Origin of the sequence: Azohydromonas australica DSM 1124, assembly GCF_000430725.1 — a bacterium.
In the GTDB taxonomy this organism is placed as follows: Bacteria; Pseudomonadota; Gammaproteobacteria; order Burkholderiales; family Burkholderiaceae_C; genus Azohydromonas; species Azohydromonas australica.
In genome coordinates, this window is record NZ_KE387209.1 from 135,945 (window position 1) to 155,991 (window position 20,047).

Sequence of the window (20,047 nt, forward strand, 5' to 3'; positions counted from 1 at the left end):
GGCAGAGCGATTACGTCTTGCCCCGGCTGGGCACCGCAAGGGCGCAGAATGGGGCATGTTCACTGCGCTGCTCGCCACTGCGGAGCCCGGTACCGTCCTGGCACGGGAAAATGGCCAGCAGGCTGCTGCAAAGGAGACCGCCATGGCATCGCCGGCACAGACCCAGGCACGCTCCGACATCCTGGAGGTGCTGCGCGCCTACCATGAGGCGATGGTGGAGGCCCGCACGGACCTGCTGGATCAGCTGATCGCCGCCGACTTTCATCTGGTTCACATCACGGGCTACCGACAGCCCCGGCAGGAATGGTTCGGCGTAATCCTGCGCAGGGAATTCGATTACCACCGCATTGACGTGGACACAAGGTCCCTGGAAGTGAACGTCGCCTCAGACTCCGCCATGCTGGCGGGTCGGGGTATTTTCAATGCCACGATCAACGGCATGAAGCACCCCTGGCGCCTGCAGTTCACCATGCAGCTCGCACGCCGAAACGGCTCCTGGATCGTGCTGAGCGCCCGCTACAGCACGTTCTGAGGCTGATCGTCCGACAACGCGGACTCAGCCGGCGCCCTGCAGTGCCGCGGCAAGGCGCTGCAATAGCTGCCACCCGTCTATTGGTTTAATCCAGTAGTCGTCAAAACCGGTGTCGAGGGCATGCGCGATGTTGCTCGGCATGGCGTCACCGGAGAGCACGATGCAAGGCACATCGCGCGTACCAGCATCGTCGTTCAGTGCCTGCAGCACGTCGCAGCCAGACATGTCGGGCGATCACATCTCGGTGAGCACCAAGTCCAGCTTTACCTGCTCGCATGCTCTCAACCCGTCGTTGCCGCTGGCTGCGGGGTGCAATGCGTAATCGGTTCTTTCGCTCAATAGGCGCTGCATCAGCAACGCGTTGACATGGTCGGTCTCGATGTAGACCGCCGTCACGACTTTGCTTTCCAAGCCTTTTCCTGCCGTGCGGTTGTCGAACGTTGACCGCATGCCTTGAGCCACTTCATCGATTTCACACCATGACAGGCGCTGGTTTGCTGGTGCTGGTGTCACGTCTTCGGTTGTTTTGCCCGTACCGGGGCCGACTCGGTCTGGTACAAGAGCCAAGCCCTGGCTCTGTTCAGCAGACCGTCACAGAGGGCTCAAGTGGCCCCGTGGACTCCAAGGCTGCGGCGGCTTTCCAGACCTGGGGTGGTTGCCAGCCGAACAACGAGATCTGCCACGCTCTTGCGCGATACGGTAAGGCCCGCGTTCTTGAAGAGCTCACCCTTTTGTGTGGTGGCGTAGGCAACCTCGTCGCGGTTATCCAGCCAAGCGGGACGTATGAGCGTGTAGTCGAGGTCGGATGCCTCGATGACGGCGGCCGACTTGCGGTACGGATCAAGGATGCTGCCGTGGCGCTCACCCGGCACCTCATCGTAGATGCCCATCGAGGTGATGAAGATCAGCCGCTGGACACCGGTGGCATGCATGGCCCGGACGATGCTCTGGGCCTGCTTTTCCATTGGACCGGCAAGGTTGGCATAGACCACGTCCTGGCCTGCCATGGCTGCCTCAAGCTTCGCCTGATCCAGCACGTCGCCTTCGACGACGCTCACGCGGCCTGTCGGCCCCGCATTCTTCAGTCGTTTTGCATTGCGAAGATACAGCGTCAACCGGACATCCGCGGTTTTCAGGAAAAGCTCGGTCGCTACACGGGCAATTTGGCCATGGGCACCGAGAATCAATATTTTGGTCATGAAAAGCTCTTCACTATTGATAGGGTTCAAAGAACTTCGATCGTTCCGGGATGCCCACGCGGCCGCTGTCATTGCGGGAGCCCGAGCGTGCCGGCACGTTGCTCAGCGCATCGGCACGTCGCCCGCGCGCAGTTTCTGCGCCGCCGCAGCTTTCCACTTCAGGCCCCGTGTTCGTAGTGGACGCGCACTCGTTCGGCACCGGTGAAGTCCGGTCGGTCTTCAGCGCTGGATTTGCGAGTCCAGCGCCTCGGACAGCGGCGCGCCCTGGATGTCGATCTTCGAGAACGCCACGTCGATCTCTCGCAGGTCATCGTCCGTGAGCTGCAACTGCGCCGCGCCCAGGTTGTCGTCCAGGTGCTCCAGCTTCGTGCCACCGGGGATCGGCACCATGTAGGGCCGGCGCGACAGCAGCCATGCCAGCGCGATTCAAAAAAACATTGCATGGTGAAAAACTCCTGTGTGAGACGAGGCGAACGAGCTGCTCCTGCCACCGCTGGTCAGGGGCGGTGCGGCAGCGCTTCGCCGAGAAAAGCACTGTAGTAAGCCGTCCATTGCCTGAATAGACTGCAAAATTCGTTTGCACTCATAAGGCGGGTCTATCAATGATGCGCAGCAACTTCGATGACCTCTTTGCTTTCGTGGCCGTGGCGCGCGAGGGCAGCTTCACGCGGGCCGCAGCGCAGCTGGGTGTATCGCAAGCAGCCTTGAGCTACACCATCCGGCAACTCGAAGAGAGGCTGGGATACCGGCTGCTGACCCGCACCACGCGCAGCGTCTCGCCCACCGAGGCTGGAGCGCGGGTGTTGGCGACACTGGCACCGCGCTTCGAGGAAATGCAAGCCGAGCTCACGGCGCTGAGCGAGCTGCGCGACAAGCCCGCAGGCACCATTCGCATCACGACTTCGGACCACGCGGCCGATGCGGTCCTGCTGCCCAAGCTGGCCAGGCTCCTGCCGGAGTACCCGGACATCAAGGTCGAGATCGTCATCGACTACGCCTTGACCGACATCGTGGCCCAGCGCTTCGACGTGGGCGTGCGGCTGGGCGACCAGGTGGCCAAGGACATGATCGCGGTGCGCATCAGCCCGGACATCCGCATGGCCGTCGTGGCGACACCGGGCTACTTCGAGCGGCACGCCAAGCCCGAGCAGCCGGAAGACCTCATGCGGCACAACTGCATCAACATGCGGCTCCCTACCTACGGCGGCCTGTACGCATGGGAGTTCGAAAAGAATGGCCACAAGCTCAGCGTCCGTGTCGAAGGGCAGACCACGTTCAATACCCTGCCCCAGACGCTGTACAGCGCGCTGGCCGGCCTGGGAGTGGCCTACATCGCGCAAGACATCGTGCAGCCGCACATCGACGCCGGGCGGCTCGTGCCGGTGCTGCGCGACTGGTGCCCAACATTCACGGGCTTTCACCTCTACTACCCGAGCCGGCGGCAGTCATCCCGGGTGCTGGGCATCCTGGTGGAGGCGCTGCGCTACCGGGCGTGAGCCTCGCGGTGCACGCTTGCACCACCGTGCTGGACGCAGGCCGTTCGTACGCCGGCCCTGCACCACGCCGTCAGCTGCTCTTGGCGTCCCAGCTGCCGCCCAGCGCGCGCACCAGGGCGACTGTCGCCTGGTATTGCGCCGACTTCACCTGCAGCGCCTGGCGCCGGTTGGCAAGTTCGCTGCGCTGGGCATCGAGCAAGTCGAGCTGGCTCACCAGCCCGTTGCGGTAGCGCGAGGTGGACAGCGCAGTCGCGCGGGACGCCGACGTCACGGCCTGCGACTGCAGCTCGGCCTGCACGGCCAGCAGCTGCAGTGCCGAGAGCTGGTCCTCCACGTCACGGAAGGCCACCAGCACCTGTTCCCGGTAGCCGGCCACCGCGGCATCGAGCTCGGCCCGCGCGCTTTGCACACCCGCCTCTCGACGGCCGCCGTCGAGCAGCGGCAGCGCCAGCAGCGCACCCAGGCTCCAGGCCCGGGCCGACCAGTTGAAAAGGTCCCCCAGCTGCGGCGAGGCTTGGCCGCCCGCCGCGGTGAGCGACAAGCTGGGCAGCCACGCGGTGCGGGCGATGCCCACGCGGGCCTGCGCCGCCTGCATGCTGCGCTGGGCGGCCGACACGTCGGGCCGGCGCGCCAGCACGGTGCTGGGGACGCCGGCCGGGATCACCGGTAGTCCGGTGGTCCAGGGGCCGGCGTCGAGCCCGAAGCTGGACGCCGGCTCGCCGACCAGCGTGGCCAACGCATGCTCCAGCTCAGCGCGGCGGCGGTCCAGTGCGACCGCGTCCGCCTCGGTGGCTGCCATCTGGGTGCGTACGCGCGCCACGTCCAGCTCGGCGACGTCGCCGGCATCGAAGCGGCGCTCGGTCAGGCGCAGCGTGTCACGGTAGGCCAGCACCGTGCCGCGTACGAGCGCCCGCTCATCGTCGATGGCGCGCAAGGCGAGATAGGTCTGCGCCACGTCCGCCTGCACCAGCAGCTGCGTACTCTGCAACAGCGCCTCGCGCGACTGCGCGTCCAGCGCAGCGGCGTTGCTGGCCGAGCGCAAGCGGCCGAACAGGTCCACTTCATAGCTCAGGGCCGCGCCCACGCTGGTCATCGAGCCCGGCCGGCCCTGCGCCGAGGTGTCCGTGGCGCGCGTGGCCCCCGCAGTGGCGCCAAGCTGCGGCGCCCGGCTGGAATCGGTGGCGTGCAGGACGGCGCGGGCCTGCGACAGCCGGGCCGCCGCCACCGCGATGCTGGTGTTGCCGTCCGTGGCCCGCTCCACCAGCCGGTCGAGCGCCGGGTCGGCAAAGGCCTTCCACCAGTCGCCGCGCGGCTGCGCCTCGGCCGGTGCACTGGCCGTCCAGCGGCCGTCGCCCTCCTTGAAGGCGGCCGGCGTTTCGGGCACCGCCGCCGGGTCGATGGACGCTGGGGTGGCGCACCCTGAGATCAGCAAGGCCGTGGCGAGCGCCACCACGGTGAAAGGGGACGTCTTCTTGATCATCGGTCGATCCTTCTTGCACTTCAACCGTGTTGCGAATGGGCTGCGGTGGAGTACGCAGGCACCATGGCATCCGCTTCCGGCGCGTTGCCGTGCGGCACGCGGCCCTGGCGCTTGAGCGGGCGATTGCCGGCCAGCTTGCGCAGCAGCACGTAGAACACTGGCGTGAGGAACAGCCCGAAGACCGTCACGCCGATCATCCCGGCAAACACCGCCACGCCCATGGCCTGCCGCATCTCGGCGCCGGCGCCGGTGGAGAGCACCAGCGGCAGCACGCCCATCACGAAAGCCAGTGAGGTCATGAGGATCGGTCGCAGGCGCAGGCGGCTCGATTCGATGGCGGCCTGGACGGGCGTGCGCCCGGCAAACTCCAGTTCCCGCGCGAACTCGACAATCAGGATCGCGTTCTTCGCGCTCAACCCCACCAGCACGATCAAGCCAATCTGCGTGAAGATGTTGTTGTCGCCGTGATCGAGCCACACGCCCGTCATGGCGGCCAGCAGGCCCATGGGTACGATCAGGATGATGGACAGCGGCAGCGTCAGGCTCTCGTACTGAGCAGCCAGCACCAGAAACACGAGCAGGATCGCCAGCGGAAACACCCACATGGCGGAATTGCCAGCCAGGATCTCCTGGTAGGTCAGCTCGGTCCATTCGTAGCCGATGCCCGCGGGCAGTGCCTCGGCGGCGATGCGGTCAATGGCGTCGCGCGCCTGACCGGACGAGTAGCCCGGCGCCGGCCCGCCATTGACGTCGGCGGAGAGGAAACCGTTGTAGCGCATGGCGCGCTCGGGGCCTGCAGTGTGGCGCACCGTCATCAGCGCCGACAGCGGCACCATCTCGCCTGAGGACGAACGCACCTGCAGCTGACCCACGTCCTCGGCGCGGGCGCGGTACGCCGCATCGGCCTGCACGCGCACCGTGTAGGTGCGCCCGAACTTGTTGAAGTCGTTGACGTACAGGCTGCCGAGATAGATCTGCAGCGTGTTGAAGATGTCAGTCACCTCCACACCCAGCTGGCGCGCCTTGGTGCGGTCGATATCCGTGTAGAGCTGGGGCACGTTGATCTGCCAGCCGGTAAACAGGCCCGCGAGCTCCGGCGCCTGGGAAGCCTTGGCCATGAAGGCCTTGACTGCCTGGTCCATGGCCTCGTAGCCCAGGCCGCCCCGGTCCTCCAGTTGCAGCTTGAAACCGCCCGTGGTGCCTAGACCCGGCACAGGTGGCGGTGGAAACATGGCGATGGTCGCGTCTTCCACCTGACTGAAGGCCTGATTGAGCTGGGCAGCCACGCTGACACCGCCCTGGTCCTTGCCCTTGCGCTGATCGAAGGGCTTGAGCATTGCAAAGACGATGCCGGAGTTGGCGCTGTTGGTGAACCCATTGATCGACAGGCCGGGGAACGCCAGCGTGCTCTCCACATTCGGGTTGCGCTTGGCGATGTCGCCCATGCGGCGGATCACCTCTTCGGTGCGGTCCAGCGTGGCACCGTCGGGCAGCTGCGCGAAGCCGACCAGGTACTGCTTGTCCTGCGCCGGCACGAAGCCACTGGGCACGGCCTTGAACAAGGCACCCGTCACGGCCAGCAGCGCCACGTAAAGTCCCATCATGAGGGCCTTGCGCGAAATCACCGACCCGACGCCACTGCCGTAAATCCGCGCACCCTTGACGAAGCCGCGGTTGAACCAGGCAAAGAAGCGACCGAACAGCCGGTCCATCGTGTGCGTGAGCCAGTCCTTGGGCGCGCCGTGGGGGCGCAGCAGCAGGGCCGCCAGCGCCGGCGACAGGGTCAGCGAGTTGACGGCCGAGATGACCGTGGAGATCGCGATCGTCAACGCGAACTGGCGGTAGAACTGGCCGGTGAGGCCACTGATGAAGGCCAGCGGCACGAACACGGCCACCAGGACCAGGGCGATGGCGATGATGGGCCCGGAGACCTCGCGCATGGCATGGTAGGTGGCGTCCCGCGGCCCCAGCCCGGCCGCGATGTTGCGCTCCACGTTCTCCACCACCACGATGGCGTCATCGACCACGATGCCGATGGCCAGCACCAGGCCGAACAGCGACAGCGCGTTGATCGAGAAGCCCAACAGGTGCATGACCGCGAAGGTGCCGACCACCGACACCGGCACGGCCAACAGCGGGATGATGGACGCGCGCCAGGTCTGCAGGAACAGGATGACCACCACCACGACCAGCGCCACCGCTTCGAGCAGCGTGTGCACAACCGAGGCGATGGACGCCCGCACGAACTGTGTCGGGTCGTAGGCGATGCGGTACTCGACGCCCTCCGGCATGGTCTTGCCAAGTTCCGCCATGGTGCTGCGCACCGTCTCGGAGATCTGCAGCGCGTTGCCGCCCGGCGCCTGGTGCACGCCAATGCCAACGGCCGCGTCGTTGTTCAGCAGCGAGCGCAGCGAGTAGTCCGCAGCACCCATCTCGATGCGGCCCAGGTCGCGCAGGCGCGTCACCTGACCGTTGGCACCGGCCTTGACCACGATGTCACCGAATTCCTCTTCACTCTGCAGGCGTCCTTGCGCGTTGACCGGCAGCTGCATGTCGACCGTGGTCAGACCCGGCGAGGCACCGACCACGCCGGCGGCGGCCTGGATGTTCTGCCCGCGGATCGCGCTGACCACGTCACTGGCTGACAACCCGCGTTGCGCCACCTTCTGGGGATCGAGCCAGATGCGCATCGCATACTCGCCGCCGCCGAAAATCGGCACCTGGCCCACGCCCTCGATGCGCACCAGCCGATCGCGCACATGCAGCAGCGCGTAGTTGCGCAGGTAGTTGATGTCGTAGCGGCCGTTGGGCGAAACCAGATGCACGACCATCGTCAGATCGGGCGAGCTCTTGATGGTCGTGACGCCCAGGCGTCGCACCTCCTCGGGCAGCCGAGGCTCGGCCTGCGCCACGCGGTTCTGCACGAGTTGCTGGGCCTTGTCCGGGTCCGTGCCGAGCTTGAACGTCACGGTCAGCGTCATCACGCCGTCCGTCGTCGCCTGGCTGCCCATGTAGAGCATGCCCTCGGCGCCGTTGATGCTTTCCTCCAGTGGCGTCGCGACCGTCTCGGCAATCACCTTGGGATTCGCGCCCGGGTACTGGGCACGCACCACCACGGACGGCGGCACGACCTCGGGATACTCAGAGATTGGCAGGCCACGCATGGCGATCAGTCCGGCCAGGAGCATGAGCATCGATATCACCCCGGCGAAGATGGGGCGGTCGATGAAGAACTTCGATAGGTTCATGGGAATTCCTTGTCGCGGCAGGCCAACGGATCAGGACTTGAGTGCCACCTGGGGGTGCGTCTGTCCGTCGGACTTGACATCCATCCCAACCGGCTTGGGATCGACCACGGCGCCAGGGCGCACGCGCTGCAGGCCGTTGACCACGATGCGCTCACCGGGCCGCAGGCCCTCGCTCACGATGCGAAGCTCGTCCACCACGCCACCGAGCTTGACTTCGCGGTAGGCCACCTTGCTGTCCTCACCCACGACCAGCACGTAGCGCTTGTCCTGGTCCGTACCGATGGCGCGCTCGCTCACCAGCACGGCCGGCACGGTCCGGGCCTGGCCCATGCGCAGCCGGGCGAACTGGCCCGGCATCAGGTTGCCGTCAGCGTTGTCGAACACAGCGCGCACGCGCACCGTGCCGCTCCTGGCGTCGACCTGGTTGTCGACCAGCTGGAGCTTGCCCACCAGCGGCGTGTCGCTCATCGCGGCGGTGCCCAGTTGCACCGGGATGCGCTCGATGTCCATGCGTGCACCGGCTCCCTCCTTGGCCAGCGTCTTGAGCTGTCCCACCGCCCGGGCGACCGCCTGCTCGTCGACGTCAAAGCTGGCATAGATGGGACTGACGGACACCAGCGTGGTCAACACCGGGGCGCCGGGACCAGCAGCCACCAAGTTGCCTACCGTGATCTCCAGCTTTCCGACGCGGCCCGCCACGGGTGCACGCACCTGCGTGTAGTCGAGATTGAGCCTGGCGGACTGCAGCGACGCCTGCGCGGCGCGAAGGTTGGCATCCGCCTCGCGTGCGGCGTTCACCCGCTCGTCCAACTCACGCTGTGCGATGGCCCGCTCGTCCCACAGCCGCTGCGCGCGCTCACGCTCGCTGGCGGCATAGGCCACGCGCGCCTGGGCTGCCACGACCTGTGCCTGTGCCCGATCAGACTCGGCGGCGTAGGGCGCAGGGTCGATGCTCAGCAGCAGGTCGCCCTGCCTCACCAGTGCACCTTCTCGAAAATGAACGGACTGCACGGCACCTGCCACGCGCGAGCGCACTTCAACACGCTGGACTGCCTCAAGCCGACCTGAAAACTCATCCCAGGCAACGACATCGCGTGTCTGTACCGTCGCAACCGACACGGGCGTTGCCGCAGGTGCGGACGTCGCCAGGGTTTCGGCCACCGCGCCATGCGGCTTGAACATCACCGTCGCCGCGAAACCCACCATGGACGCAGCCACGGCCACAGCGGCCTTGTTGACAGGCAGTCGGCCCTGCCAGGGATTGAATTTCATGAACGACTCCAATTGAAAAAGGGATGCGCTACATCGGCGCTTGAAGAGGTCGGCCGGAGCGCTGTTAACGGCTTTGCCGGCTCCGAAACATTGAGAGGCAGTGTAGGAACCGAGCCGCATTTCCAGTTGCCTGATCGACGAACGTCATTGCCTGATCCCACAAACCATTGCAGTAAACGGCCAGTTCGCCAGCGATAACGCACCCTGTCCGGCACCCCATAGGGCGGCCGAGCGGAGGCGGATCTGCAGCACATGCGTCGGCGTCAGTGTGTCCTTGGCACACCGCTGTGCGGCCCGGCCTTGCCGCTTCGTCCAATTCCATTGCTCAATCCTGCAGCTTCCGGCAGACACCCGTGACAGCGGGCGAGCCGGTGCCTATGCTGGCCGCCATGGTCACTATCACCAGCCAAGCCACCCCCGCCGAGGCGTCCGCAGAACAGGTACAGCTAGTGCTGCTGCGCGCGGAGCTCGCTACCCGCATCGAGCGCCATACCGGCTTCGATGGTGTGCACTCCACGGCCATTCCCCGGCTGACGCTGGTCCGAGTGTCGACGGCGCAGCATCCCGTGCACTCGGTCTACGAACCGGCTTTTTGTGTGCTGGCCCAAGGCGCCAAGCGCGTGCTGCTCGGCGACGAGGTGTATGTGTACGACGGCAGCCACTACCTGGTCGCTTCCCAGGATTTGCCCGTGGCAGGCCATGTCGTGGATGCATCGCCCGAGACGCCCTACCTGGGCCTGAAGCTGGACCTCGATGCCAAGGACATTGCCTCGCTGGCGCTGGATCTCGGTCGGGATGGGCGCCTTCCCAGCCGGTCGCCCCAGCGCGGCATCTTCACCGGCGAGCTCACGGCTGCGCTGCTCGAGCCGGTGTTGCGGCTCATCAAGCTGCTGGACAGCCCCCGTGACATCTCCACGCTGGCGCCGCTGGTGCTGCGCGAGATCCTTTACCGGCTGCTGAGCTCGGAGGAAGGCTGGCGGATTGCCCAACTGGCCGTCGTGGATGGCCACAGCCAGCGGGTGGCGCGGGCCATCGACTGGCTGCGGCAGCGGTTCCACGAGCAGCTGCGCGTGGAGGAGCTGGCACGCGAAGCCCACATGAGCGTGTCATCGCTGCATCATCACTTCAAGGCCGTGACAGCCATGAGTCCCTTGCAATACCAGAAGCAGCTGCGCCTGCAAGAGGCCCGCCAGGTCATGCTCAGCGAGAACATCGATGCCGCCACCGCCGGGCACCGCGTCGGCTACGAGAGCCCCTCCCAGTTCAGCCGCGAGTACAGCCGCTTCTTCGGTGCTCCGCCTGCCCGGGACATCAAGCGGTTGCGTGAACAGCAAATCAGCAGCAGGCCGCACTGAAGGCGCTTGTCAATTCACCTCCCGTCCCTCAGCGATCCCGCCACTTCCAGCCAATCCAGCTCGAGCTCGAGCTGATGAAAGGCATCGTCCCCGATTTCATGGCTGTCACGCATGGCCAGTACCGCCTGCCGCGCCGCATGGACAGCTCGCTCGTGAGCGGCGCGGTAAGCGGCTCGCAGCTCGCCGCCTGCAGCCGGAACCGACACTGCATCACCGAGCTTGAGCCTGAAGGTACGCCGAACGCGCTCGGCGTCCGGCGATACGTCGCCCTCCAGGGCCGTGAGCACCGCGTCGAGTGCCTGCCGACGCGCGCCCTTCACCTCCCCCTCTACAGGATCGTCGTCCTGGAGGTTGAGCCACTTCAGCAGCGGCTTGAGCGTCAATCCTTGCACGACAAGAGTGCCCAGCACCACTAAGAACGCCGTCAGCACGATCAAGCCGCGGTAAGGGAATTCCGATGGCAGCGCCAGGGCGGCGGCCAAGGTCACGATGCCGCGCATGCCGGCCCAGGAAATGACCAGGCCGCTGCCCACGCTGGGGCGCAGCATCGGCCGCGGCGGATGAAAGCCGTGGCGCCGGTGCCACCATCGAACGACGGCATTAAAGCTCATGTGCCAGGCAAAGCGTACCCCGATCACCGTGAGCAGCACGGCCGCCGCGACGAGAAGATACTGCTGACGGTCGCCCACATGCAGCGATGCAAGGATGGGCTGGATCTGTAGGCCGACGAAGATGAACGCAAGCACGTTCAACGCGAAAACGGCCGTCTGCCAGACCGCATTGGTCGGCAGCCGTACATGGGACTTGATGCGCCGCGGTGCCCACTGCGCTAGGCTCATCGCGAAACACACCGTCGTCAGCACGCCCGAGAGCCCGGCATGCTCGGCCAGGATCCACACCCCGAAGGTGCTGACGAACTGCAGGATGATGGCCGTGGGAATGTGCTCGATGCGCTCGAACATGCGCAGCGTCAGCCAGCCCAGCAGGGGTCCTGCCAGCACACTGCCCCCCACCGACAGCAGGAACGTCGGCGCAACCGCGGTAATGGAGAAGTCCCCCGCCGCCACGGCGCCCACCGCCAGCCGGTAGACCAGCAGCGCGCTGGCGTCATTGAGCAGGCTCTCGCCCTCAAGGACGGTGACGATGCGATGGGGGGCTCGTACCTGGCTCAACACCGCGCTGGCGGCCACCGCGTCCGGTGGCGCAACGAGAGCCCCCAGCGTGATCGCTGCAGCCCAGGGCATGGCAGGCACGAGCACGTGGAGCACGATGGCGACGCATGCCGTCGTCAGGGCCACAGCGAACACCACCAGGCCTGCGACAGCCGCCCAGTTTTCCCGCAGGTCGCGCAGCGAGGCATCGTAGGCGGCATCCAGCAATACGGGGGCCACGAAAAGCGCCAACGCCAGTTCCGGCGGCACCGCCAGCGACGGCGCGCCTGGGACGAAGGCCAGTGCCGCGCCACCAATGGCCAGAAAGACGGGGTACGGCGCCCCGGTGCGACGCGCTGCTGCCGAGAGCACAACGGCCGCCACGAACAGCACCAACAGTTCCTCAAGCTCTCTCATGAAATCATGGACTGACGAGCAGGAAACACTGATCTTGACGCCGGCATGCGGGCTCAGGCCACGCCGGTCACGAGCCGGATTGGGGCGAGGACGCGTGACACTTCCTGGGCATGGTCCGACTTCGTCAACCGCAGTGTTCGTGTCCGGTTCCTCGCGAGCCTTGTACCTTGATTTTGGATGCCGCGTCGTCAATCTCGCGCAAGTCATCGGTCGTGAGGTCCACGTCCGCCGACGCCATGTTTTCCTCAAGACGCTCCAGCCTGCGGGTACCCGGTATCGGAACGATCCAGGGCTTCTTGGCCAGCAGCCAGGCAAGCGCGATCTGGGCGGGCGTTGCATGCTTGAGCACCGCGACGCGGTGAAGCAGCTCAATCAGCGACTGGTTGGCATTCATTGCCTCTGGAGCGAAGCGGGGAAACCACGAGCGCACATCGTCGTTGCCGAATTTCGTGTCGGGCCTGACCTTCCCGGTGAGAAAACCTTGGCCTAGCGGGCTCCAGGGCACGAAGCCGATGCCAAGTTCCTCGCAGGTGGGCAGCACGTGGGCTTCTGGGTCCCGTGCCCACAGCGAATACTCGCTCTGGACAGCACACACCGGCTGGACCGCATGGGCCCGGCGGATCGTGGCGGCGCTTGCTTCCGAGAGGCCGGAATACCGTATTTTTCCCTCCGCGACCAGGTCTTTCACCGTGCCCGCCACATCCTCGATAGGCACGCTCGGGTCGACGCGATGCTGGTAGAAGAGATCGATGACATCGGTCCTCAGCCGCTTGAGCGACGCTTCGGCTACTTGCCGGATATGGTCAGGCCGGCTGTCGAAGCCGCGGCGCTCCTTCGACCCGGGGTCAATGGCGAATCCGAATTTCGTGGCGATCACCACCTGGTTGCGTACGGGGGCCAGGGCCTTACCGACGAGCTCCTCGTTGGTGAACGGTCCATACACTTCGGCAGTGTCGAAGAACGTGGTCCCCCGGTCCACCGCAGATCGAAGCAGCGCCATCATCTCTTGCCTGTCCTGCGGCGGACCGTAGTTCATGCTCATGCCCATGCACCCCAGCCCAAGCGCCGACACTTCGAGGCTACTGCGGCCAAGTTCGCGTTTTTGCATGTCCAAGCTCCGGTGTAGCTGTCAGCGGTAAGAGAACTGGAGAACTTCGTCCGGCAGCCGGGCGCCCTGGATGCCGATGCGGGATGCCGTAGTCTCGATCTCGCTCAGGTCATCGGCGCTCAGTTCGAGCATCGCAGCTTCGAGGTTCTCCTCGACGCGCTCGAGCTTGCGGGTACCAAAGATCGGGACGATGAACGGGTTGCGGGCCAGCAGCCAAGCCAGTGCAATCTGTGCCGGCGTGGCCTGCTTGCGCTCGCCGATGCGCCGCAGCAATTCCACCAGCGCCTGGTTGGCCTGACGCGCTTCGGACGTGAACCGGGGAAACCGGGCACGCCAGTCGGCGCTGTCGAACTGCGTGCTGGCGTCAATCTTGCCAGCCAGGAAGCCTTGGCCCAGCGGACTCCACGGCACAAATCCGATCCCGAGCTTTTCACACAGCGGCAGGATTTCCGGCTCGGGATCGCGCGTCCAGAACGAATATTCGCTCTGGATGGCGGTAACCGGCTGCACCGCATGGGCTCGTCGTACGGTGTCGGGGCCTGGCTCCGAAAGACCGAAGTGCTTGACCTTGCCCGCCTCGATCAATGCCTTCACCGTGCCAGCCACCTCCTCGATCGGCACCTCGGGATCGACTCGGTGTTGATACAGCAGATCGATGGTGTCGACCTTCAGGCGCCTGAGCATGCCCTCCACCGCGCGGTGGATGTGTTCGGGCTTGCTGTTGAGCCCTGGACGGCGCTCGCCGGTGTCAGGGTCGATGTTCCATCCGAACTTGGTTGCGATAACCACCTGTTCGCGCATCGGCGCCAGCGCCTCGCCAACGAGCTCTTCGTTGGTGAAAGGACCGTACGCTTCGGCCGTGTCGAACATGGTCACGCCGCGTTCAAAGGCGCCGCGGATGACGCGGATTGCCTGCGCACGGTCTGGCGCGACGCCATAGCTTGAGGCAAAGCTCATGGTCCCGAAACCTAGCTCCGACACTTCCAGCGCGCCGAGTCTGCGAATCTTCATCAGGTCCGATTCACACATTGGTGGCTCAAAAGGCGTTGCCGCCCGCATTGGACGGCAAGAACTGTGCTTTTTCAGCGTTGGATTTGCGAGTCCAGCGCCTCGGACAGCGGCGCGCCCTGGATGTCGATCTTCGAGAACGCCGCGTCGATCTCTCGCAGGTCATCGTCCGTGAGCTGCAACTGCGCCGCGCCCAGGTTGTCGTCCAGGTGCTCCAGCTTCGTGCCACCGGGGATCGGCACCATGAAGGGCCGGCGCGACAGCAGCCATGCCAGCGCGATGCGCGCCGGCGTCGCGCCCTTGCGCCCGGCCAGCTCCTTGAGGAAGTCCACCACCGCAAAGTTGGCCTCCAGCGCCTCCTTGCTGAAGCGCGGGAAGCCCGAGCGCAGGTCCGAAGGGTCGTCGAACTTCATGTCCCGCGTGATCTGGCCGGTGAGAAACCCCTGCCCCAGCGGACCCCACGCCACGAAGCCGATGCCCAGTTCGTCGCACAAGGCCAGCGTCCCCTGCTCGGGCTCGCGCTGCCACAGCGAGTAGTGGTTCTGGATCGCGGCCACGGGCTGCACCGCGTGGGCGCGGCGGATGTTGTCCATGCCGGCCTCGGACAGCCCGAAGTGCTTGACCTTGCCCTGCTGGACAAGATCCTTCACCGTGCCGGCCACGTCCTCGATGGGCACGCCCGGATCGACGCGGTGCTGGTAGAGCAGATCGATGCGGTCGGTACGCAGCCGCTTGAGCGAGGCCTCCACGACCTCGCGGATGTGCTCGGGGCGGCTGTCCAGACCGACGATGGCGTTGTTCCGGTCGATCTTGAAGCCGAACTTGGTGGCGATGACGACCCGGTCGCGCACGGGCTGCAGCGCCTCGCCCACCAGTTCCTCGTTGACGAACGGCCCGTAGCCCTCGGCCGTGTCGAACAGCGTCACGCCGCGCTCCACGGCCGTGCGGATGACGTTGATCGCCTCGCCCTTGTCCGTGGCCGGACCCAGGCCGAAGCTCAGGCCCATGCAGCCCAGCCCGATGGCCGAGACTTCCAGACCGCTGTTGCCGAGTCGACGCTTTTGCATGGTGAAAAACTCCTGTGTGAGACGAGGCGAACGAGCTGCTCCTGCCACCGCTGGTCAGGGGCGGCGCGGCAGCGCTTCGCCGAGAAAAGCACTGTAGTAAGCCGTCCATTGCCTGAATAGACGGCAAAATTCGTTTGCACTCATAAATTGGCTTTATGAGCCACGACGAGGTCCTTGCCAGGCAACAGCGTCAATGCACGTGCGAGGTGCTTTCAATGGCGCAGATAGCGCGGGACGCCGCCGCCCGTCGCTGGCCGCTCCAGGCCCCTGCTGTGCCGGCTGCCCACTACGCCGGGAGCCCACGCACTTTGGTGTTCCCCTTCACAGCCAGCACCTCGGTCGTGTTCGATAGGGCGAGTTCGGCTGATGTCTTGTTGCCGATGTACGGCCGTTTTTAATTGAGCGCGCGTAGGCTGGCTGCCGCGCGTCAATCTGGATGAGTCTCTCATCCTGATCGTCGCGCCATAGGCTGGCGAGCCGTGGCGCTGCAAAGAATGGGGCGAGCCGTGCCGAAGGGGCATCACAGCGCCATGGTGTTGGCAGCCGACGGCACACCAGGGAGCTCACCGGCAGCGCCAACGGCTTGATGCAGTCCGTCGAGGACCGCGACTCTCAGACCCAGCCCTTCAGCGAAGCCAGCTCGATCACGAAGCGGTACTTCACGTCGCTGCGAAGCATTCGCTCGAAGGCCTCGTTGATGTCCTGGATCCGGATCACCTCGACGTCGCAGACGATGCTGTGCTGTCCGCAGAAGTCCAGCATCTCCTGCGTCTCTGCGATGCCGCCAATGAGCGAGCCGGCCACGGCCTTGCGGTTCATCACGAGCGGGGCCGAGTTGAGCATGGGCTCCAGAGGGCCCAGGTAACCCACCAGCACCAGCGTGCCGCCGGTGGCCAGCGTGGGCACGTAGGGGTTGATGTCGTGCACGTAGGGAACGGTGTCGATGATCAGGTCAAAGCGGTTGGCGACGCCAGCCATCTGGGCTTCTTCAGTGGACAGCACGATGTGGTCGGCGCCAAGCCGGCGCGCATCGGCTTCCTTGCCTGGCGAGCGGGTGAACAGCGTCACCTCGGCACCCAGCGCCTTGGCCAGCTTCAGCGCCATGTGCCCGAGGCCGCCCAAGCCCACCACGGCCACGCTGCTGCCGGGGCCAACGTTCCAGTGCCGCAACGGCGACCAGCTCGTGATGCCCGCGCACAGCAGCGGCGCCGCAGCGGCCGCATCAAGGCCGTCCGGCATCTTCAGCACGAACTTCTCCGTCACCACGATGCGCTCGGAGTAGCCGCCGTACGTCGGCATGCCGTCGTGCGGATCCACGTCGTCGTAGGTGAGCGTCTTGCCGCTTTCGCAATACTGCTCCAAGCCACGACCACAGGCTCTGCAGCGCTGACAGGAGTCCACTAGGCAACCGACGCCGACCAGGTCGCCTGCCTTGAAGCGGCTGACGTTGGTGCCGACCTGGGTCACTCGCCCGACGATCTCGTGGCCGGGCACGAGCGGGTAAGTAGCGCCGCCCCAGTCGTTGCGGGCGTGGTGGATGTCCGAGTGGCAGACCCCGCAGTACAGGATGTCAATCACCACGTCGTCCGGCCGGGGGTCGCGTCGAACAAAACCGAACAGGCCCAGCGGGCTCGTGGAGGAGTGGGCGGCGTAGCCCCGTACGTTGATGCTCATGGTGGTCGATGATGGGGTAACCAAGTCGGTGGCTCTGGAGCCGCCGCCAGTCACCCCACCGTGCGCGGCTGCGCGCCGGGGCGGACGATAAAGGCCACCACGATGGCGAGAGCGAGGGCGAGCATGACAGTGCTGGCCATGAAGGTGTGCGCAATGCGCAGCGACAGCAGTTCCGGGCCCTCCATGGGCGCGACACTGGCTGCGGCAAACACCACAACCAGGATACCCAGGCCCAGCGAGCCGCCAAGCTGGTGTGCCACGTTCACCAGGCCCGAGGCCGCTCCGGCATCCTCACCGGCCACGCCAGCGACCGCGGAGACCGTCAACGGTCCCAGCACGCCGCCCTGGCCGATGCCGATCAGGATCATGGGCAGCGCCACGCCCGTGAGGTAGGCCGTGTGCGCGTCCACCTGCCCAAGCCACGCCATGCCCACGACGCCCAATAGCAGTCCAAAGGCGAGCAGCCGGGCGTTGCCCCAACGCCGCGTCAGACGCGGCACCGCCATGGCAGCCAGGAAGTTGGGCAAGGTGGTCGGCAGGAATGCCAACCCCGCTTCCAACGGCCGGTAGCCCAGCACGCCCTGCAAGTACTGGGTGGTGAAAAACCAAAAACCCACCATGCCGCCCAGGAACAGCAGCCGCGCCGCGTAGGCCCCGCTGCGTTCACGGCTGGCGAACAGTCGCAGCGGCAGGATGGGCTGCCGCGCGCGCGCCTCATTGACGACGAACAGTGCCAGCAGCAAGACACCAGATCCCAGGATCGTGAGCGTGAATGGGTCGCCCCAGCCGACTTCGGCAGCGCGCACGATGCCGTACACCAGCGCCGTCATGCCCAGCGTCGAGCTCACCGCGCCCGCTACGTCAAAGCGACCCGGGCGCTGCGGCGTTTCCGCGAGATAGCGGCGCGCCCCCAGCATCAGCGCCAAGCCGATGGGCAGGTTGATGAAGAAGCCCATGCGCCACGAGACCAAGTCGGCTACCAGCCCGCCCAGCACCAGCCCCACGCTGGCGCCCACGCCTGCGGCGGCCGCGTAGTAGGCCAACGCGCGGGTGCGCTCCGGTCCTTCCGGGAAGTGAGTGGACAACAGCGCCAGCGTCGATGGCGCCAGGACAGCCGCGCCGACGCCCTGGACGGCACGTGCAGCCAGCAGCCAGGCCGGCGACTGGGCAATACCGATCGCGAAGGAGGACAGCGTGAACAGTGCCAAACCGGCGATGAACATGCGCCGGCGTCCAAGAATGTCGCCGGCACGCGCACCCAGCATGAGCAGACCACCAAACGCCAGGGTGTAGGCGTTCTGCACCCAGGACAGCCCTGCCGGTGAGAAACCCAGCCCAGCCTGAATCTTGGGCAGACCCGTGATTACGATCGAGATATCGATCACGATCATCAGGTAACTCACGACGATGATGGCCAGCACCGCCGCGCGGTGCGAAGTGCCCGTGGAGGGGGCGAACCCTCCTTTGACGAAGTTATTCATGGGTACGGACTCTCAATACGAAGCCTGAGAGCGTGGAGCCAACTGCAACGGAGCGCACTGTAGGCGCTCCATATTCATCGAACTAGTCGTCAAGGTCTTGAATGATCAGCAAGCCTTTATTGATAAACGATCGCCGGTAGTAACGCCATGCCCATCAACGGGCCTCGTTCCGTCGCCACCTTCGCCAAGGCTGCTGAGTTTGGCAGCCTGCGACAGGCCGTTGCCGGCCGAGGCATGACGCCTCAAATCGCCAGCCAGCCAGGCGCTGGAGCAATTGGAGCAGCACTTGGACGTGGGCGGTTCCACCGCACAACATGCAGTCTGGCACTCACCAATGAAAGCCAGCAGTTTTCGGCAATTGCACAACGCGCGCTGACTGCACTGCAACAAGCGCTGCAGTGCGTGCTTCAGGCCAAGAAAGAAGCCGTCGATCCGACAGGCATCGCCGGCCCGTGCTCAGACTTTCTGTCTCTGCTGTAACCGTGTCCAGCGCGTCACGTCGTCGATACCTGCAAGGGCGTCCTGACGTGCGCAGGCCCCGACAGTTGCCCTGCCAGGTGTGTCTTCGGTGAGTGGCCACACCCGCCGCTCACCGGCTGCAGGGCCCAGGCTTCGCATTACCTCTACCTTGACAAGCAAACGGCCAACACTGTACTGTTCGCATAAAGGACAAATAGTTCCTATATACGAACAGGAGACAGCATCATGCACTCGGCACCACGCATTGCCTTGGGCGGCATTGCACTGCTCACGGCGCTACGCCTGGCCGCCATGGAGACCGTGCGGACCATTCCTTTCTCTACGAGCGCCGAAGCCTCTTTCGTGACCAGTGCAGCGCTGGCCGTGAACGGCAGCCGGTCGCTCCACTGAGCCGGAAGACACAGCATGTCAGGAGGCCCGGAAACCTTTGTCCTGCGCTCGTCGTTGACGTCACCCTTCGTCCGCAAGGTACGGATGGCGGCCGACGTGCTCGGCCTGGCAGACCGCCTGACGCTCGTGCCCGCCGATGCAGCCGACCCGCAGGACCTGCTGCGCCGGCAGAACCCACTCGGAAAGTATCCGTGCCTCCTGCGCGCCGACGGCACGGCGATCTACGACAGCAGCGTGATCCTGGAATTTCTGCAGGACGTTGCCGGCACCGACCGGCTGCTGCCGGCCACCGGCCCGACCCGCATCCCGATGCTCACGCGGACGCGGCTGGCCGACGGGATCGTCGATGCCGGTGCGCTGGTGCTTTACGAAGCCCGCTACCACCCGCCCGGATCGCGGTCCGACACATGGCTCGGCTACCAGCGCGACAAGATCCGCCGGGCGCTGTGCAGCTTCGAGGCCAACCCTCCGGACGCCCGGGTCACTGATGCCGTATCGATCGGACTGGCCTGCGCGCTGGGTTTCCTTGACCGACGTGCGCCTGTGGTGTGGCGACCGGAATGTCCTCGACTGTCCGCGTGGCTCGAAACCTTTTGCGCCTGCGAGCCGGCCTACGACCGCACGCGCCCCCCCGCTACCTGAACGATCTCGCCATCCCCATACAGCGCGGCACGCGCCCAACACGCCGA

Annotated in this window: 19 protein-coding genes; 6 read left to right on the forward strand and 13 right to left on the reverse strand. The window is 65.7% G+C overall.

The features are described 5' to 3' along the window. The first annotated feature begins 55 nt into the window (after nucleotides 1-55). Nucleotides 56-532 carry a nuclear transport factor 2 family protein gene (locus H537_RS0131010; RefSeq protein ID WP_029000988.1) on the forward strand — a complete coding sequence of 159 codons (477 nt, stop codon included), beginning with the start codon at nucleotides 56-58 and terminating at the stop codon, nucleotides 530-532. A 24-nt stretch (nucleotides 533-556) separates the two neighbouring features. Here H537_RS0131010 and H537_RS0131015 read toward each other — a convergent pair whose 3' ends face one another. From H537_RS0131015 to H537_RS51675, 4 genes are all read right to left on the reverse strand, one after another. Beyond that, nucleotides 557-757 (reverse strand): response regulator, encoded by a 201-nt coding sequence (locus H537_RS0131015; RefSeq protein ID WP_029000989.1) that lies wholly within the window; start codon nucleotides 755-757, stop codon nucleotides 557-559. Nucleotides 758-766: 9 nt separating this feature from the next. Further along, the gene (locus H537_RS53625) at nucleotides 767-1,099 is read right to left on the reverse strand and encodes a hypothetical protein (protein WP_156902045.1); all 333 of its coding nucleotides are present in this window, start codon (nucleotides 1,097-1,099) and stop codon (nucleotides 767-769) included. Nucleotides 1,100-1,134: 35 nt separating this feature from the next. Beyond that, nucleotides 1,135-1,731, reverse strand: coding sequence for an NAD(P)H-binding protein (locus H537_RS0131025; protein WP_029000990.1), 597 nt, complete (start codon nucleotides 1,729-1,731; stop codon nucleotides 1,135-1,137). 219 nt (nucleotides 1,732-1,950) lie between these two features. Then, entirely contained in the window at nucleotides 1,951-2,157 is a 207-nt protein-coding gene (locus H537_RS51675) for an aldo/keto reductase (RefSeq protein ID WP_310733037.1), read from the reverse strand. A gap of 176 nt (nucleotides 2,158-2,333) precedes the next feature. On the opposite strand from H537_RS51675, the gene H537_RS0131035 reads away from it, so the two are divergent. After that, nucleotides 2,334-3,227, forward strand: coding sequence for a LysR family transcriptional regulator (locus tag H537_RS0131035; protein WP_029000991.1), 894 nt, complete (start codon nucleotides 2,334-2,336; stop codon nucleotides 3,225-3,227). A gap of 70 nt (nucleotides 3,228-3,297) precedes the next feature. Here H537_RS0131035 and H537_RS0131040 read toward each other — a convergent pair whose 3' ends face one another. The 3 genes from H537_RS0131040 to H537_RS0131050 are packed head-to-tail and all read right to left on the reverse strand — an operon-like array spanning nucleotide 3,298 to nucleotide 9,227. After that, nucleotides 3,298-4,707, reverse strand: a complete 1,410-nt coding sequence (locus H537_RS0131040; protein ID WP_029000992.1) for an efflux transporter outer membrane subunit — start codon at nucleotides 4,705-4,707, stop codon at nucleotides 3,298-3,300. Between the two features lie 20 nt (nucleotides 4,708-4,727). Then, nucleotides 4,728-7,955, reverse strand: coding sequence for an efflux RND transporter permease subunit (locus H537_RS46515; RefSeq protein ID WP_051243751.1), 3,228 nt, complete (start codon nucleotides 7,953-7,955; stop codon nucleotides 4,728-4,730). A gap of 30 nt (nucleotides 7,956-7,985) precedes the next feature. Then, complete coding sequence (locus tag H537_RS0131050) at nucleotides 7,986-9,227, reverse strand: efflux RND transporter periplasmic adaptor subunit (protein ID WP_029000993.1); 1,242 nt, start codon at nucleotides 9,225-9,227, stop codon at nucleotides 7,986-7,988. 389 nt (nucleotides 9,228-9,616) lie between these two features. Here H537_RS0131050 and H537_RS0131055 point away from each other — a divergent pair, with 389 nt between their 5' ends. Further along, a complete protein-coding gene (locus H537_RS0131055; protein WP_156902046.1) occupies nucleotides 9,617-10,582 on the forward strand; it encodes an AraC family transcriptional regulator in 966 nt (321 codons plus the stop codon). 14 nt (nucleotides 10,583-10,596) lie between these two features. On the opposite strand, the gene H537_RS0131060 is transcribed toward H537_RS0131055, so the two are convergent. The 6 genes from H537_RS0131060 to H537_RS46520 all read right to left on the reverse strand — a co-directional run bounded on the left by H537_RS0131060 (nucleotide 10,597) and on the right by H537_RS46520 (nucleotide 18,488). Continuing rightward, a complete protein-coding gene (locus H537_RS0131060; RefSeq protein ID WP_029000995.1) occupies nucleotides 10,597-12,150 on the reverse strand; it encodes a cation:proton antiporter in 1,554 nt (517 codons plus the stop codon). A gap of 124 nt (nucleotides 12,151-12,274) precedes the next feature. Beyond that, a complete protein-coding gene (locus H537_RS0131065) occupies nucleotides 12,275-13,258 on the reverse strand; it encodes an aldo/keto reductase (protein WP_029000996.1) in 984 nt (327 codons plus the stop codon). A 21-nt stretch (nucleotides 13,259-13,279) separates the two neighbouring features. Beyond that, nucleotides 13,280-14,269, reverse strand: coding sequence for an aldo/keto reductase (locus H537_RS0131070; RefSeq protein ID WP_029000997.1), 990 nt, complete (start codon nucleotides 14,267-14,269; stop codon nucleotides 13,280-13,282). A 71-nt stretch (nucleotides 14,270-14,340) separates the two neighbouring features. After that, nucleotides 14,341-15,333 carry an aldo/keto reductase gene (locus H537_RS0131075; RefSeq protein WP_029000998.1) on the reverse strand — a complete coding sequence of 331 codons (993 nt, stop codon included), beginning with the start codon at nucleotides 15,331-15,333 and terminating at the stop codon, nucleotides 14,341-14,343. A gap of 612 nt (nucleotides 15,334-15,945) precedes the next feature. After that, entirely contained in the window at nucleotides 15,946-17,007 is a 1,062-nt protein-coding gene (locus tag H537_RS0131085; protein ID WP_029001000.1) for an NAD(P)-dependent alcohol dehydrogenase, read from the reverse strand. 50 nt (nucleotides 17,008-17,057) lie between these two features. Further along, nucleotides 17,058-18,488 carry an MFS transporter gene (locus H537_RS46520; RefSeq protein WP_043460794.1) on the reverse strand — a complete coding sequence of 477 codons (1,431 nt, stop codon included), beginning with the start codon at nucleotides 18,486-18,488 and terminating at the stop codon, nucleotides 17,058-17,060. A 147-nt stretch (nucleotides 18,489-18,635) separates the two neighbouring features. Between H537_RS46520 and H537_RS53630 the strand changes: the two genes are divergently transcribed. The 3 genes from H537_RS53630 to H537_RS0131100 all read left to right on the forward strand — a co-directional run bounded on the left by H537_RS53630 (nucleotide 18,636) and on the right by H537_RS0131100 (nucleotide 20,000). Beyond that, on the forward strand, nucleotides 18,636-18,968 hold the full coding sequence (locus H537_RS53630) for a hypothetical protein (RefSeq protein WP_156902047.1): 333 nt from the start codon (nucleotides 18,636-18,638) through the stop codon (nucleotides 18,966-18,968). A 225-nt stretch (nucleotides 18,969-19,193) separates the two neighbouring features. After that, nucleotides 19,194-19,358, forward strand: a complete 165-nt coding sequence (locus H537_RS53635; RefSeq protein ID WP_156902048.1) for a hypothetical protein — start codon at nucleotides 19,194-19,196, stop codon at nucleotides 19,356-19,358. A gap of 15 nt (nucleotides 19,359-19,373) precedes the next feature. Beyond that, nucleotides 19,374-20,000 (forward strand): glutathione S-transferase N-terminal domain-containing protein, encoded by a 627-nt coding sequence (locus tag H537_RS0131100; RefSeq protein ID WP_029001001.1) that lies wholly within the window; start codon nucleotides 19,374-19,376, stop codon nucleotides 19,998-20,000. The last annotated feature ends 47 nt before the right edge of the window (nucleotides 20,001-20,047 follow it).

What these genes read in the sequence shown, in the direction of transcription:
- H537_RS0131010 (WP_029000988.1), top strand. Translation starts at nt 56, where the DNA reads ATGTTCACTGCGCTGCTCGCCACTGCGGAGCCCGGTACCGTCCTGGCA.
- H537_RS0131015 (WP_029000989.1), bottom strand. Translation starts at nt 757, where the DNA reads ATGTCTGGCTGCGACGTGCTGCAGGCACTGAACGACGATGCTGGTACG.
- H537_RS0131025 (WP_029000990.1), bottom strand. Translation starts at nt 1,731, where the DNA reads ATGACCAAAATATTGATTCTCGGTGCCCATGGCCAAATTGCCCGTGTA.
- H537_RS0131035 (WP_029000991.1), top strand. Translation starts at nt 2,334, where the DNA reads ATGATGCGCAGCAACTTCGATGACCTCTTTGCTTTCGTGGCCGTGGCG.
- H537_RS0131040 (WP_029000992.1), bottom strand. Translation starts at nt 4,707, where the DNA reads ATGATCAAGAAGACGTCCCCTTTCACCGTGGTGGCGCTCGCCACGGCC.
- H537_RS46515 (WP_051243751.1), bottom strand. Translation starts at nt 7,955, where the DNA reads ATGAACCTATCGAAGTTCTTCATCGACCGCCCCATCTTCGCCGGGGTG.
- H537_RS0131050 (WP_029000993.1), bottom strand. Translation starts at nt 9,227, where the DNA reads ATGAAATTCAATCCCTGGCAGGGCCGACTGCCTGTCAACAAGGCCGCT.
- H537_RS0131055 (WP_156902046.1), top strand. Translation starts at nt 9,617, where the DNA reads ATGGTCACTATCACCAGCCAAGCCACCCCCGCCGAGGCGTCCGCAGAA.
- H537_RS0131060 (WP_029000995.1), bottom strand. Translation starts at nt 12,150, where the DNA reads ATGAGAGAGCTTGAGGAACTGTTGGTGCTGTTCGTGGCGGCCGTTGTG.
- H537_RS0131065 (WP_029000996.1), bottom strand. Translation starts at nt 13,258, where the DNA reads ATGCAAAAACGCGAACTTGGCCGCAGTAGCCTCGAAGTGTCGGCGCTT.
- H537_RS0131070 (WP_029000997.1), bottom strand. Translation starts at nt 14,269, where the DNA reads ATGAAGATTCGCAGACTCGGCGCGCTGGAAGTGTCGGAGCTAGGTTTC.
- H537_RS0131075 (WP_029000998.1), bottom strand. Translation starts at nt 15,333, where the DNA reads ATGCAAAAGCGTCGACTCGGCAACAGCGGTCTGGAAGTCTCGGCCATC.
- H537_RS0131085 (WP_029001000.1), bottom strand. Translation starts at nt 17,007, where the DNA reads ATGAGCATCAACGTACGGGGCTACGCCGCCCACTCCTCCACGAGCCCG.
- H537_RS46520 (WP_043460794.1), bottom strand. Translation starts at nt 18,488, where the DNA reads ATGAATAACTTCGTCAAAGGAGGGTTCGCCCCCTCCACGGGCACTTCG.
- H537_RS53630 (WP_156902047.1), top strand. Translation starts at nt 18,636, where the DNA reads ATGCCCATCAACGGGCCTCGTTCCGTCGCCACCTTCGCCAAGGCTGCT.
- H537_RS53635 (WP_156902048.1), top strand. Translation starts at nt 19,194, where the DNA reads ATGCACTCGGCACCACGCATTGCCTTGGGCGGCATTGCACTGCTCACG.
- H537_RS0131100 (WP_029001001.1), top strand. Translation starts at nt 19,374, where the DNA reads ATGTCAGGAGGCCCGGAAACCTTTGTCCTGCGCTCGTCGTTGACGTCA.